General features: G+C 73.9%; 13 protein-coding genes. 2 read left to right on the top strand and 11 right to left on the bottom strand.

What is annotated here, in order from left to right:
• Nucleotides 1-76: 76 nt before the first annotated feature.
• The 3 genes from ACFWDO_RS19970 to ACFWDO_RS19960 form a co-directional block, all read right to left on the bottom strand.
• Nucleotides 77-1192 carry an aspartate-semialdehyde dehydrogenase gene (locus ACFWDO_RS19970; RefSeq protein ID WP_380324356.1) on the bottom strand — a complete coding sequence of 372 codons (1116 nt, stop codon included), beginning with the start codon at nucleotides 1190-1192 and terminating at the stop codon, nucleotides 77-79.
• 7 nt (nucleotides 1193-1199) lie between these two features.
• Nucleotides 1200-2504: an aspartate kinase gene (locus ACFWDO_RS19965; RefSeq protein WP_380324353.1), complete on the bottom strand. Its 1305-nt coding sequence runs from the start codon at nucleotides 2502-2504 to the stop codon at nucleotides 1200-1202.
• Between the two features lie 121 nt (nucleotides 2505-2625).
• Nucleotides 2626-3003 (bottom strand): VOC family protein, encoded by a 378-nt coding sequence (locus tag ACFWDO_RS19960; RefSeq protein WP_380324350.1) that lies wholly within the window; start codon nucleotides 3001-3003, stop codon nucleotides 2626-2628.
• Between the two features lie 105 nt (nucleotides 3004-3108).
• Between ACFWDO_RS19960 and ACFWDO_RS19955 the strand changes: the two genes are divergently transcribed.
• The gene (locus tag ACFWDO_RS19955) at nucleotides 3109-3564 is read left to right on the top strand and encodes a MarR family winged helix-turn-helix transcriptional regulator (protein WP_380324347.1); all 456 of its coding nucleotides are present in this window, start codon (nucleotides 3109-3111) and stop codon (nucleotides 3562-3564) included.
• Nucleotides 3565-3594: 30 nt separating this feature from the next.
• Here the strand turns inward: ACFWDO_RS19955 and ACFWDO_RS19950 are convergent, their stop codons facing one another.
• The 3 genes from ACFWDO_RS19950 to recR all read right to left on the bottom strand — a co-directional run bounded on the left by ACFWDO_RS19950 (nucleotide 3595) and on the right by recR (nucleotide 5685).
• Nucleotides 3595-4377 (bottom strand): TSUP family transporter, encoded by a 783-nt coding sequence (locus tag ACFWDO_RS19950; protein WP_380324344.1) that lies wholly within the window; start codon nucleotides 4375-4377, stop codon nucleotides 3595-3597.
• Between the two features lie 63 nt (nucleotides 4378-4440).
• Entirely contained in the window at nucleotides 4441-5010 is a 570-nt protein-coding gene (locus tag ACFWDO_RS19945) for a DUF5063 domain-containing protein (protein WP_380324341.1), read from the bottom strand.
• Between the two features lie 75 nt (nucleotides 5011-5085).
• Nucleotides 5086-5685, bottom strand: coding sequence for a recombination mediator RecR (gene recR, locus ACFWDO_RS19940; RefSeq protein WP_380324338.1), 600 nt, complete (start codon nucleotides 5683-5685; stop codon nucleotides 5086-5088).
• Nucleotides 5686-5824: 139 nt separating this feature from the next.
• Between recR and ACFWDO_RS19935 the strand changes: the two genes are divergently transcribed.
• Nucleotides 5825-6343 carry an NUDIX hydrolase gene (locus tag ACFWDO_RS19935; protein WP_380324335.1) on the top strand — a complete coding sequence of 173 codons (519 nt, stop codon included), beginning with the start codon at nucleotides 5825-5827 and terminating at the stop codon, nucleotides 6341-6343.
• Nucleotides 6344-6438: 95 nt separating this feature from the next.
• Here ACFWDO_RS19935 and ACFWDO_RS19930 read toward each other — a convergent pair whose 3' ends face one another.
• Genes ACFWDO_RS19930 through ACFWDO_RS19910 form a run of 5 tightly spaced genes read right to left on the bottom strand, consistent with a single transcriptional unit; the run spans nucleotide 6439 to nucleotide 11948 of the window.
• Nucleotides 6439-6891, bottom strand: a complete 453-nt coding sequence (locus tag ACFWDO_RS19930; protein ID WP_380324332.1) for a VOC family protein — start codon at nucleotides 6889-6891, stop codon at nucleotides 6439-6441.
• 23 nt (nucleotides 6892-6914) lie between these two features.
• A complete protein-coding gene (locus ACFWDO_RS19925) occupies nucleotides 6915-7343 on the bottom strand; it encodes an NUDIX domain-containing protein (RefSeq protein ID WP_380324330.1) in 429 nt (142 codons plus the stop codon).
• Nucleotide 7344: 1 nt separating this feature from the next.
• Nucleotides 7345-10032, bottom strand: a complete 2688-nt coding sequence (locus ACFWDO_RS19920) for a DNA polymerase III subunit gamma and tau (RefSeq protein WP_380324327.1) — start codon at nucleotides 10030-10032, stop codon at nucleotides 7345-7347.
• A gap of 45 nt (nucleotides 10033-10077) precedes the next feature.
• Entirely contained in the window at nucleotides 10078-10740 is a 663-nt protein-coding gene (locus ACFWDO_RS19915) for a methionine ABC transporter permease (RefSeq protein WP_380324324.1), read from the bottom strand.
• Nucleotides 10740-11948, bottom strand: a complete 1209-nt coding sequence (locus ACFWDO_RS19910) for a methionine ABC transporter ATP-binding protein (protein WP_380324321.1) — start codon at nucleotides 11946-11948, stop codon at nucleotides 10740-10742. Before ACFWDO_RS19910 ends, ACFWDO_RS19915 begins: the two co-directional genes overlap by 1 nt.
• Nucleotides 11949-12067 lie beyond the last annotated feature (119 nt).

Raw genomic sequence — 12067 nt, 5'->3', positions numbered from 1 at the left:
CGCACGTTCTGAGCCTCCAGAACGTGCGCAACCGCCTGTTCGGCGTCGAGCGGGTCGGGTCGTCTTCGCCCCGGGATCAGGCGGTCTCGGCCTCCGCGGCGTCGACGTCGTCGAGCGCGGCGAGCTCGGCCAGGTCCGCCGCGACGATCTCCGCGATCTGCACGGCGTTGAGCGCCGCGCCCTTGCGCAGGTTGTCGTTGGACACGAACAGCACGAGGCCGCGGCCCCCGGGCACGGACTGGTCGGTGCGGATGCGGCCGACGAACGACGGGTCGGCGCCCGCAGCCTGCAGCGGCGTCGGGACGTCCGCGAGCTCCACACCCGGCGCGCCGCCCAGCAGCTCGCGCGCCCGCTCGGGGGTGATCGCGGCGCCGAACTCGGCGTGGATCGCCAGCGAGTGCCCGGAGAACACCGGGACGCGGACGCAGGTGCCGGCCACGGCGAGGTCGGGCAGGCCGAGGATCTTGCGGGACTCGTTGCGGAGCTTCTGCTCCTCGTCGGTCTCGCCCGAGCCGTCGTCCACGAGGTTGCCCGCCAGCGGGAGCACGTCGAACGCGATGGGCGCGACGTACTTCTCAGGCTCCGGGAACGTCACGGCGGCGCCCGAGTGTGCGAGGCCCTCGAGGTCTCCGGCGACGGCCGCGCGCGCCTGGTCGGCGAGCTCCTTGACCCCGCCGACGCCCGAGCCCGACACCGCCTGGTAGGTCGCGACGCGCAGCCGCTCCAGCCCGGCCTCGTCGGCCAGCGGCTTGAGCACGGGCATCGCGGCCATCGTGGTGCAGTTCGGGTTGGCGACGATGCCCTTCACGGCGTCGCCGATCGCCTCCGGGTTCACCTCGGAGACCACCAGCGGCACCTCGGGGTCGAGTCGCCACGCGGACGAGTTGTCGATGACGACGGCGCCCGCCTCGGCGAACCGGGGCGCGTGCTCGCGCGACGTGCCGCCACCGGCCGAGAAGATCGCGACGTCGACGTCCGCGAGGTCGTCGGTGGCCGTGGCCGCGACGTCCTCGACGACGACGTCCACGCCCTCGAACGACAAGGTGCTGCCGGCCGACCGCGCCGAGGCGAAGAACCGCAGCTCCTTGACCGGGAAGGCGCGCTCCGCGAGCAGGCGGCGCAGCACGCCGCCCACCTGGCCGGTGGCGCCGACGATCGCGACGTTGACCCCGGAGGAGTTGATCTGTGCCATCAGCGCGTCACCGCCCCGAGCCGGCGTAGACGACGGCCTCGCCGTCGGCGGAGTCCAGGTCGAACGCCGAGTGGATGGCGCGCACGGCGTCGTCCAGGGCATCCTCGCGGGTCACCACCGAGATGCGGATCTCCGAGGTCGAGATCATCTCGATGTTGATGCCGGCGTCGCGCAGCGCGCCGAACAGCCGCGCCGAGACGCCCGGGTGCGACTTCATGCCCGCGCCGACCAGCGACAGCTTGCCGATCTGGTCGTCGTACTGCAGCGACGCGAACCCGATCTCCTCCTGGAGCGCGTTGAGCGCGGCCAGCGTGGAGGGGCTGTCCGCGTGCGGAAGCGTGAACGAGATGTCCGTGAGGCCGGTGTGGGCCGCCGAGACGTTCTGCACGATCATGTCGATGTTCGCGCCCGCGCCGGCCACCACCTCGAAGATGCGCGCGGCGGTGCCGGGCTTGTCCGGCACGCCGACGACGGTGATCTTGGCCTCGCTGCGGTCGTGCGCGACGCCGGAGATGATCGGGGCTTCCATCACTGCCTCCTGCTGGTCGCCCTGGGGGGCGTTCGGGTCGATCGCGTCGCCGTACGTGCCGGTGACGAGGGTGCCGGTGGTGTTGCTGAACGAGCTGCGCACGTGCACGGGCACGTCGTAGCGGCGCGCGTACTCCACCGCGCGCAGGGCCAGGACCTTCGCGCCCGACGCGGCGAGCTCGAGCATCTCCTCGTAGGTGACGCGGTCGATCTTCCGCGCGGCCGGGACGATGCGCGGGTCGGCCGTGAACACGCCGTCCACGTCGGTGTAGATCTCGCAGACGTCGGCGTCGAGGCCCGCCGCGAGGGCGACCGCCGTCGTGTCCGAGCCGCCGCGGCCGAGCGTCGTCACGTCGTTCGTCGAGCTCACGCCCTGGAAGCCCGCGACGATCGCGACCTGCCCGCGCTCCACCGTCTCGCGCACGCGGTGCGGGACGACGTCGACGAGCCGGGCACGCCCGTGGACGGCGTCGGTGATGAGGCCGGCCTGCTGGCCGGTGAAGGACTTCGCCTTCACCCCGAGGTTCGTGATCGCCATCGCGAGCAGGGACATCGAGATGCGCTCACCCGAGGTGAGGAGGATGTCGAGCTCGCGCTGCGGGGGCAGCGGGGTGATCTGCCCGGCGAGGTCGAGGAGCTCGTCCGTGGTGTCGCCCATGGCGCTCACCACGACGACGACGTCGTTCCCCGCTCGCTTGGTCGCCGCGATCCGCTTCGCCACGCGCTTGATGCTGTGGGCGTCGGAGACGGACGAGCCGCCGTATTTCTGCACGACTAGTGCCATGTCACAACCTTCTGCTGGCCGGCCTCCGTCTCTCTCAACGGTCCGCCGGGGCTTGTGCTTGCCCGTCGATGCTACGTGGTCGCCGCGTCGTACCGAAGGCGTGGTCCATGTCGTGAACACCTCACGCGCCGTGCGCGGTGAGCACGTACCCCTCGGGCCCGACGAAGGAGAACGTCGGGCCGAACGGCGTGTCGGCGACGGGGGTGAGCACCTCGACGCCGGCGGCGAGGAGACGGTCGCGCAGCGCGGAGGCGTCGGACGTGGCGAACCAGAGCGCGACGCCGAGGCCAGGTCGGCCGGCGTCGAGGTCGGTGCCGGGCAGCGGCTCGCGGACCGCGATCGGGACGGGCTCGGTGGCGAAGACGACGGCGCCGGGCGGGGCCGCCGGGGTGCGGCGCAGCCCGAGGTGTTCCTCGAGGAAGGCGGCTGCCGCGGCGACGTCGCGGACCTGCAGCGCCAGGAAGTCGAGGCCGGTCACGGTAGGGGTGTTCGTGGACATGGTGTTCCTCCGTCGATCTCGGGTCGCCTGAGTTCTCAGCACCGATGTCAGGATGCTGACACCTTCGACGTTACGGCCGGCGCGGCAATGTGTCAATATGTTGACATGACCTCGACGCCGGTCCCCCCGCACCCCGCCTCGGACGTCACCGAGCACGTCGGCTACCGCCTCAAGCGGGCGCACTCCGCGCTGCGCGGCGCCCTCGACGCGGCGCTCCGCGAGCACGGCCTCACCGTGCCCCAGTACTCGTGCCTCGAGGTCCTCGCGCTGCGCCCAGGGCTGTCCAACGCCGAGCTCGCCCGCGCCACGTTCGTCACACGGCAGTCGATGAACGTCCTCCTCCGCGGGCTCCAGGAGGCCGGCCTGACGACGCGCCCCGACGTCGTCGACCACGGCCGGGCCCGCCCGGTGCGCCTCACCGACGCGGGCGAGCGCCGGCTGCGGTCCGCCCAGGCGTCCGTGTACGCCGTCGAGGCCCGCATGGTCGCGGGCATCCCGGGGAAGCGGCTGGCCGCCCTGCTCGAGGACCTCGACGGGATCGTCGACGCCCTCGACGCGTGACCGGGCCGTCGGGCCCCGCGGCGTACGACCTCAGGCCGTCCACTCGTGGACGACGTCGTACCCGAGCTTGACGATGAGCGCGCCCACCACGACAACGAACACGACGCGGACGAACGCGCTGCCCTTCGCCACGGCCATCCGCGCCCCGACGTAGCCACCCACGAGGTTGGCGGCGCCGATCATCAGCCCCAGCCCCCACAGCACGGCGCCGTGCGGCACGAAGAACAGCAGCGCGCCGAGGTTGGTGGCGAAGTTGACGATCTTGGCCAACGCGGTCGCCGGCAGGAAGGCGTAGCCCAGCACGCTCACCAGCGCGATGACGAGGAAGGTGCCGGTGCCGGGGCCGAGCAGCCCGTCGTACGCGCCGATGACCAGCCCGATGCCGGCCGCCGTCCAGCGGTGCCGGTTGCCCTCCCACCGCAGGTTGTCGTGGGCGCCGAGCTTCGGCTTCAGCACCGTGTAGGTGGCGACGCCGATCAGCACGACGAGGATGATCGGCTTGAACAGCTCGGCCGGGATGCGGCTCGCGAGCGCCGCCCCGCCGAACGCCCCGGCCAGCGCCGCGAGCGCCATAGGGCCCGCCGTCGTGAGGTCCGGGCCCACGCGCCGGTAGTACGTGATCGCGCTGGTGGACGTGCCCATGATCGAGCCGAGCTTGTTGGTGGCCAGCGCCTGCACCGGCGAGATGCCCGGCACCAGCAGCAGCGCCGGGAGCTGGATCAGGCCGCCGCCGCCCACCACGGCGTCGACCCAGCCGGCGGTGAGCCCGGCGAGGACGAGCAGCACGATGGTGAGGGTGTCGAGGTCGGGCACGCGGGGAATCCTCGCACGCCGCGGCCCGCGCGCTCAGGGACGCTCGGGGGTGCTCAGCGACGGTCAGGAGTGCAGCGCGTCGTACTCGGCCTCGGCGGCGACGTCGTCCGCGACGTCGAGCCGCAGGTGCGCGAGCACCCCCTGCAGCACGCGCAGCGCCGACGACGCCCGCTCCCCCCACGACGACAGGTAGCTGAACTGCCACCACCACAGGCCCTCGAGCTCGTGCCCGTCGTCGAAGTGCTGCAGGCCCTTGGCGATCTCCTCGGCGACGCACGCCAGGTCGCCCGACAGCGTGGCGGGCGCGACGTCGGCGCTCAGCGCCGGGTCGGACACCTCGACGTAGTCGTCGAAGCCGTCGAACATCTGGGCGAGCGCGTCGCGCAGCGGGTCGACGTCGGTCTCGGGGCCCGCGTCGGGCTCCCACCGCTCGGCGGGGACGACGTCGACGATCGCCGCCAGCCGCGCGCCGGCGGCGAGCAGGTCGGACGTCGCGAGGATCAACAGGGAGAGCTCGGCGCCCGGCGCCGCGCCCGACGCCACCTGCGTGGTCGTGGACAGGAACACGCGCGCCTGCGCGGACATCTGCTCGGCGACGTCCCGGAACTCCGAGCCCGGATCGATCTCCCCCACGGTCCTGCCCCCTCTCCGCCGTGGTCGACGGCGTCGGTCGTGCCGGTCGGTGCCCGCTGCGGGCGGCGCGGCTGGTCAGCCGCCGACGACCCGCCGGCCCTCGAACGCGCGCCCGAGGGTCACCTCGTCCGCGTACTCCAAGTCTCCCCCGACGGGCAGCCCGCTGGCCAGACGGGAGACCGTGACGCCCATCGGCGCGATGAGCCGGGACAGGTACGTGGCCGTGGCCTCGCCCTCGATGTTCGGGTCCGTGGCGAGGATGACCTCGGTGACCGTGCCGTCGGCCAGGCGCGTCATGAGCTGGCTGATGCGCAGGTCGTCGGGGCCGACGTTCTCGATCGGGTTGATGGCCCCGCCGAGCACGTGGTACCGCCCGCGGAACTCGCGGGTGCGCTCGATGGCGACCACGTCCTTGGGCTCCTCGACGACGCAGATCACGTCGTCGCTGCGGCGCGGGTCGGCGCAGATGCGGCACCGCTCCGACTCCGCGACGTTGCCGCACGTCTCGCAGAACTGCACGCGCGCCTTCACCTCGATGAGCGCGTCCGCGAGGCGGCGCACGTCGGCGGTGTCGGCCGCGAGCAGGTGGAACGCGATGCGCTGCGCGCTCTTGGGCCCGACGCCGGGGAGGCGGCCGAGCTCGTCGATCAGGTCCTGGACTGCGCCCTCGTACACGAGGGTCCAGCCTACGTGCCGCCGCCCACGCTCAGGCGACGCGGTCGGCGCGGCAGCTCGGGTTCGGCGCGGCAGCTCGAACTGCCGCCATGCGCCCGACGTGCCGCCGTGAGCCGCGCCATCGGGAAGGATGACCCGCATGCCCCCTGTCGAGGACGAGCTCGTGGACCTGTACGACGACGCGGGCCGCCCCTGCGGTGTCGCTCCGCGCTCCCGGATGCGCGCCGAGAACCTGCGGCACGCCGCCACGGCGGTGGTGGTGCGCAACCCGGCCGGCGACGTCTACGTGCACCGCCGCACCGACACCAAGGACCTGTACCCCGGCCGGTACGACTTCTGTGCGGGAGGCGTGCTGCGCGCCGGGGAGGACCCGCGGGACTCCGCCCGCCGGGAGCTGGCCGAGGAGCTGGGCGTCGCGGGCGTGGAGCTGCGGTCCCTCGGGGTCGCCGACTACGCCGACGAGCACACCCGGATGCGCGAGTTCCTCTACGAGTGCACCTACGACGGCCCCGTGACCTGGCAGCCCGAGGAGGTCGCCTGGGGTGCGTGGGTGGCGCCCGCCCGGCTGCTCCGGATGCTCGACGAGGTGCCGTTCATGCCCGACTCGGTCGCCAACCTCGCCGGCTGGCTGGACGGCCTCCGCACCCTGCCGGGGTAGTCCAGTTTCCGGCGAAGTAGTCCAGTTTCCCGCGAGGTAGTTCACATCCCCGCGAGGTAGTCCGAGATCGGGCGAGGTAGTTCGTCCCGGGCAGGTCAGCCCGCGACGAGCTCCACCTCGAAGCCGTCCGCGTCCTCGAGGTACGCGGCGCGGTGGTCGGGCCCGCCGGCGAACGGGTGGCGGTCGCCGAACAGCAGCGCCCAGCCGTGCGCGGGCGCGGCGTCGACGAGGGCGTCGAGCTGCGCCGCCGTGCCGGCGTGGAACGCCAGGTGGTTGAGGCCCGGGCGGAGGCGGTCGTGGTCGGCCGCGGCGAGGGCCGGGCTCTGCTCGACGACGACGTACGCGTCGCCCAGCAGCCACGACCGACCGTGCTCCCACGACTGGTGCGGGCGGTAGCCGAGCTCGCCGAGCAGCCAGCCCCACGAGCGCTCGGCGCGGGCGAGGTCCGGCACCCACAGCTCGACGTGGTGGATCGCGCCCCGGCGCGGGGACGACGCCGGGCCGTCCACGGGGCCGGTCAACGTCGGCTCGTCATCGTGGCTCGTCATCGTGGCTCGTCATCGTCGGCTCGTCATCGTCGGGTGGCGACGTCGGCCATGAGGTCGGTCGACAGCGGCGCCAGCGGGTGCCCGGCCACGGGTGCGGCGGGGTCGACCCAGGCGTGCTCCTCGAGCTCCGCGCGCGTCTCGACCACGAAGCCCGCGGGGAGCGCGACCTCGAAGACGTGCGCGTCCACCACGTGGTCGGGCTCGTTGGCGGCGACGGCGGCACGACGCCCGAGCGGTCGGACGGCGCGCGGGTCGACGACGAGGCCGATCTCCTCCGCGCACTCTCGCACGAGTGCCGCCATCGGATCCTCGCCGGGCTCGATCTTGCCGCCCACCTGCATGAACGCGCTGGTGCCGCGCTTGCGCACCAGGAGGGCGCGGCCGTCGTCGCGCACGATGACGGCCGCGACGATGTGCAGCGTCGTGGTGGTGGCGCTCTGCGGGTCGGTCATGTCAGGGCTGCTCCGCGATCTCCTCGATGACCTTGCCGTCGAGCATCTTGACCACCAGCTGCACGCCGACCACGCCGGTGGAGGTGATGTCGGGGTCGTCATCGGACGGCTCGTCGTCGGCGATGCTCGCGCCGGGGGACGGCGCCCACGACGACCGGCCCTCGGCCTGCTGTGCCTCGCGCACGCGGCGCTCGGCGGCCTGCCGTGGGGTCTCGCGCGCGGGCGGCATCGCCGGGGCGGACGGAGTCGCACTCGAGACCGGCGCGGTCGAGGCCGGCGCGCTCGGGGCCGGCGCGCTCGGGGCCGGCGCGCTCGGCGGCGCCTCGGGCTCGGGTCGCGGCGACACGACGGGCCGGGCGACCGTGGCCTCCACGGGCTCGTCGAGCGGCGGCTCGGGCTCACCGTCGGGCGGGGGCTCGCGCAGGGAGACACCGGCGAGCCACGCCGCGTCAGCCTCGTCGACCGACGCGCTCCGACTCGCCTGGGGCCTGGGCTGCCGGGAGCCCTGCGGGTCGTCCTGCGCCGGACGACGAGCGGGCGGCTCGAGGACGGCGACGGCGGTGTCCGGTCGCGGCTCGCTCGCCACGGACGTGGTGGCAGAAGGTCGGGAGCCGGCCCCCGGTCCGCCGCCGTCGGCCCCGCCGCCTCCACCGCTCGGAACCCGCTGGCCGGGTGCGGCGTCGTCGGGCCGGTCGGCGGCGTCGGGATCCTCGGGAGCGTCGCCGCCCGGGTCGGACGCGGCCGAGGAGCTGCCCGCCTCCCGGGGACGCCGCCCGGCCTCCTTCTCGACGATCTCGACCCGCACCGCGACACCGAGCGCCTGATAGACGGCGTCCGAGATGGTCTCCGGACGTCCGCGGCGAGCCAGCCCGACGACGGCCGGCGCGAACCCGAGGCGCAGCACGTCGCCCTCGAGGGTGATCACCTCGGCGTTCGCGCCGAGGAAGGCGGCCGCCTGCGGGCTCTGGATCGCGCCCAGGACCTCGCGCCAGCGCCGCCGGACCACCTCGGTCGTGACGTCGCTCGCGGGCGCGGACGGCGCGGGCTCGGGCTCGGGCTCGGGCTCGGGCTCGGGCTCGGGCTCGGGCTCGGGCTCGGGCTCGGGCTCGGGCTCGGGCTCGGGCTCGGGCTCGGGGGAGGATGCGTCGACGGGCTCCGTCTCCACAAGCTCGGGCTCGACGGGCGGGGTGTCCTCGCCGGGCTCGACCGCCGCGGACTCGGGCTCCACCGTGCGCTCGGGTTCCGCCGCACGCCCGACCTCGGGCTCCGCCGCACGCTCGACCGCGGGCTCGGACTCGACCGCCACGGGCTCGGGGGCGCGCTCGGGCTCGGCTGCGCCGTCGGGCTCGGCGACCGGGCGCCGGCTCGCCTGCAGGGCGGCCCGTGCGGCGGCGGCGCCGCTCAGTCCGCCTCCCCCGCCCACGGACGACGGAGGCGCGGGCGACGACTGCGGCGCGGACGTCGGAGCGGCGTCTCCACCACCGCGCGGAACGACGGGCGAGGGCGTGCCGCCCGCGGCGATGACTCCGCGCTCGAGGCGGTCGATGCGGGCCGCGAGGCCCTCCGCGCCGTCGTCGGCGCCGGGCAGCAGCAGCCGCGCGCACAGCAGCTCCAGATGCAGGCGGGGCGACGTGGCGCCCGTCATCTCCGTGAGCGCGACGTTGACGAGGTCGGCCGCGCGCGACAGCTCGGACACGCCGAGGCGGCCGGCCTGCGCACGCATGCGCTCGAGCTGGTCGGCGGGGAGGCCGCGCAGTACCGCCTGCGCCGCGTCGCCGGAGACGGCGATGACGATCAGGTCGCGCAGCCGCTCCAGTACGTCCTCCACGAAGCGCCGCGGCTCGTGGCCGGTGGCGATCACCTGGTCGACGACGCGGAAGATCGACGCGCCGTCGCCCGCGGCGAGGGCGTCGACGACGTCGTCGAGCAGGGTCGCGTGCGTGAACCCGAGCAGGCCGACCGCGGTGTCGTACTCGACGACGCCGCCGGTGGCGCCCGCGATGAGCTGGTCGAGCACGGACAGGCTGTCGCGCACGGACCCGCCGCCCGCGCGGGTCACGAGCGGCGCCACTCCCCCGCCGAGCTCGACACCCTCGGCGGCGGTGAGCTGCTCCAGGTAGGGGCCCAGCACGTCCGGCGGCACGAGCCGGAACGGGTAGTGGTGCGTGCGCGAGCGGATGGTGCCGATGACCTTGTCCGGCTCCGTCGTCGCGAAGACGAACTTCACGTGCTCGGGCGGCTCCTCGACGATCTTGAGGAGGGCGTTGAAGCCGGCGGACGAGACCATGTGCGCCTCGTCGATGATGAAGATCTTGTACCGGTCGCGCGCGGGGGCGAACGTGGCGCGCTCGCGCAGGTCGCGCGCGTCGTCGACACCGCCGTGGCTCGCGGCGTCGATCTCGACGACGTCGAGCGAGCCCGGGCCGCCGCGCCCGAGCTCGACGCACGACGGGCACTCGCCGCAGGGCGTGTCGATCGGGTTCTCCGGCGTGTTGCGCGCGCAGTTCAGCGTGCGCGCCAGGATGCGCGCCGACGTCGTCTTGCCGCAGCCGCGGGGCCCGGAGAAGAGGTAGGCGTGGTTGACGCGCCCGCTGCGCAGGGCCTGCATGAGCGGTGCGGTGACGTGCTCCTGGCCGATCACCTCGGCGAACGTCTCGGGCCGGTAGCGGCGGTACAGGGCTGTCGTCACCCGGCCAACCCTAGACGCCGCGGCCGACACCGACGAGGCCGCTGCTCAGCGGTGCAGCACCTTGCGCGCCAGCAGGTTCCCCAGCCACTGCACCACCTGGACGATGACGATGATCACGGCGACGGTGACGAACACGACCATCCAGTTGTAGCGCTGGTAGCCGTACCGCAGCGCGAAGTCACCCAGGCCGCCACCACCGATGAGCCCGGCGATGGCGGACATGTCGAGCACGGCGATGAACAGGAACGTGTAGCCGAGTATCAGCGGCGCGAGCGCCTCCGGGACCAGCACCGTGGTGATGATCCGCCAGGAGGACGCCCCCATCGCCCGTGCGGCCTCGACCACGCCCGGGTCGATCCCCACCAGGTTCTGCTCGACGATGCGCGACGTGCCGAACGCCGTCATCACCGACAGCGGGAAGATGAACGCCTCCGTGCCCAGCGTCGTGCCCACGACCTGGAGCGTCACCGGCCCGAGCAGCGTGACGAAGATGATGAACGGGATCGGCCGCACGATGTTGACGACCACGTTGAGGACGCCGAACACCGCCTTGTTGGCCATGAGGTTGCCCGGCCGGGTCACGTAGAGCGCGAGCCCCAGGGCCAGGCCGGCGAGGCCGCCGGTGAGCAGCGCGATGCTCACCATCTGCAGCGTCTGGCCGAACGCCTCCCACAGGAGGGGCCACAGGGTGGACCAGTCCTTGTTCATCAGGCGCCTCCGAAGTTGCGCAGGTTGCCGCCACGAAGGACGTCGTCACGGGCGGCGGCGTACGGGTCGCCGAGGTCGTCGCCGGGTTCCGGGCGCTTGCCCTGCGGGTCGCGGTCGGCGCGGACGGCGCGCGGGTCGTCGACGGGGTTCGCGGCGGTGCCGAGGTCGACGACGTCGGCCTGCGTGCGCAGCGCGGCGAGGAAGGCCGCGAGGCGGTCGGCGGGGGCGACGAGCTCGACGGTGAGCGAGCCGAACGGCCGCTCCCCGACCTCGCTGATGCCGCCGAAGACGACGGCGCCGTCCACCTCGTGCTCGCGCAGCAGGCGAAACAGGTCGGTGCCGGTGCTCGCGCCCTCGCGGACGCCGACGGTGACGAGGCGGCCGGGGTGGCGCTCGCGCAGGCGGGCGAGGGCCGCGGGCGACGGGCGGTCGTGCATGGCGGTCCCGACGAACCGCTGGGCGGCGTCGGCGCGCGGGGCCGAGAAGACGTCGTAGACGTCGCCCACCTCCACGACCTTGCCGTGCTCCATGACGGCCACGCGGTGGCAGATGGAGCGCACCACCTCCATCTCGTGCGTGATGACGACGATGGTGATGCCGAGCTCGGCGTTGACGCGGCGCAGCAGCGCGAGGACGTCGCGGGTGGTCTCGGGGTCGAGCGCCGACGTGGACTCGTCGGCGAGGAGGATGGTCGGCGACGTCGCGAGCGCGCGGGCGATGCCGACGCGCTGCTTCTGGCCGCCGGAGAGCTGGCGCGGGTAGGCCTTGGCCTTGTCGGCGAGCCCGACGAACTCCAGCAGCTCGGCGACGCGCGCCGCCCGCTCCTCCTTGGGCCAGCGCGCCACCTTGAGCGGGTAGGCGACGTTGCCCGCGACGGTGCGCGAGGTCAGCAGGTTGAACTGCTGGAAGATCATGCCGATGCGGGCGCGGACGCCCCGCAGCTTCCGCTCGGGGAGCGCGGTGATGTCGGTGCCCTCGACGAGCACCGACCCGGAGGTGACGGTCTCGAGCGCGTTGACGAGGCGCACCAGCGTGGACTTGCCCGCGCCGGAGTACCCGATGACGCCGAAGATCTCGCCGGCCTGCACGGTGAGTGACACGTCGTCCACGGCGTGCACGGCGCGGTCGCCGTCGCCGAACGTCTTCGACACCCCGCGCAGCTCGATCGCCGGCGTCCCGCGGGCGGGGCCGGCCGTGTTGTCGCTCACCTGTTCGTCCTCACTGGTCGGCGCGTCGTCCGCTCGACCGGTCGTGCCGTGGCTCGTGCCCAGCACCGTCCATCGTGCCCAGTACGACGGCCGGGGCGCGCGGGCTGGCCGCCCGTGCG

This window comes from Isoptericola sp. NPDC060185 (assembly GCF_042728595.1).
Lineage (GTDB): Bacteria > Actinomycetota > Actinomycetes > Actinomycetales > Cellulomonadaceae > Isoptericola.
This window is presented reverse-complemented; position numbering and strand designations above follow the sequence as displayed.

What these genes read in the sequence shown, in the direction of transcription:
- ACFWDO_RS19970 (WP_380324356.1), bottom strand. Translation starts at nt 1,192, where the DNA reads ATGGCACAGATCAACTCCTCCGGGGTCAACGTCGCGATCGTCGGCGCC.
- ACFWDO_RS19965 (WP_380324353.1), bottom strand. Translation starts at nt 2,504, where the DNA reads ATGGCACTAGTCGTGCAGAAATACGGCGGCTCGTCCGTCTCCGACGCC.
- ACFWDO_RS19960 (WP_380324350.1), bottom strand. Translation starts at nt 3,003, where the DNA reads ATGTCCACGAACACCCCTACCGTGACCGGCCTCGACTTCCTGGCGCTG.
- ACFWDO_RS19955 (WP_380324347.1), top strand. Translation starts at nt 3,109, where the DNA reads ATGACCTCGACGCCGGTCCCCCCGCACCCCGCCTCGGACGTCACCGAG.
- ACFWDO_RS19935 (WP_380324335.1), top strand. Translation starts at nt 5,825, where the DNA reads ATGCCCCCTGTCGAGGACGAGCTCGTGGACCTGTACGACGACGCGGGC.
- ACFWDO_RS19930 (WP_380324332.1), bottom strand. Translation starts at nt 6,891, where the DNA reads ATGACGAGCCACGATGACGAGCCGACGTTGACCGGCCCCGTGGACGGC.
- ACFWDO_RS19925 (WP_380324330.1), bottom strand. Translation starts at nt 7,343, where the DNA reads ATGACCGACCCGCAGAGCGCCACCACCACGACGCTGCACATCGTCGCG.
- ACFWDO_RS19915 (WP_380324324.1), bottom strand. Translation starts at nt 10,740, where the DNA reads ATGAACAAGGACTGGTCCACCCTGTGGCCCCTCCTGTGGGAGGCGTTC.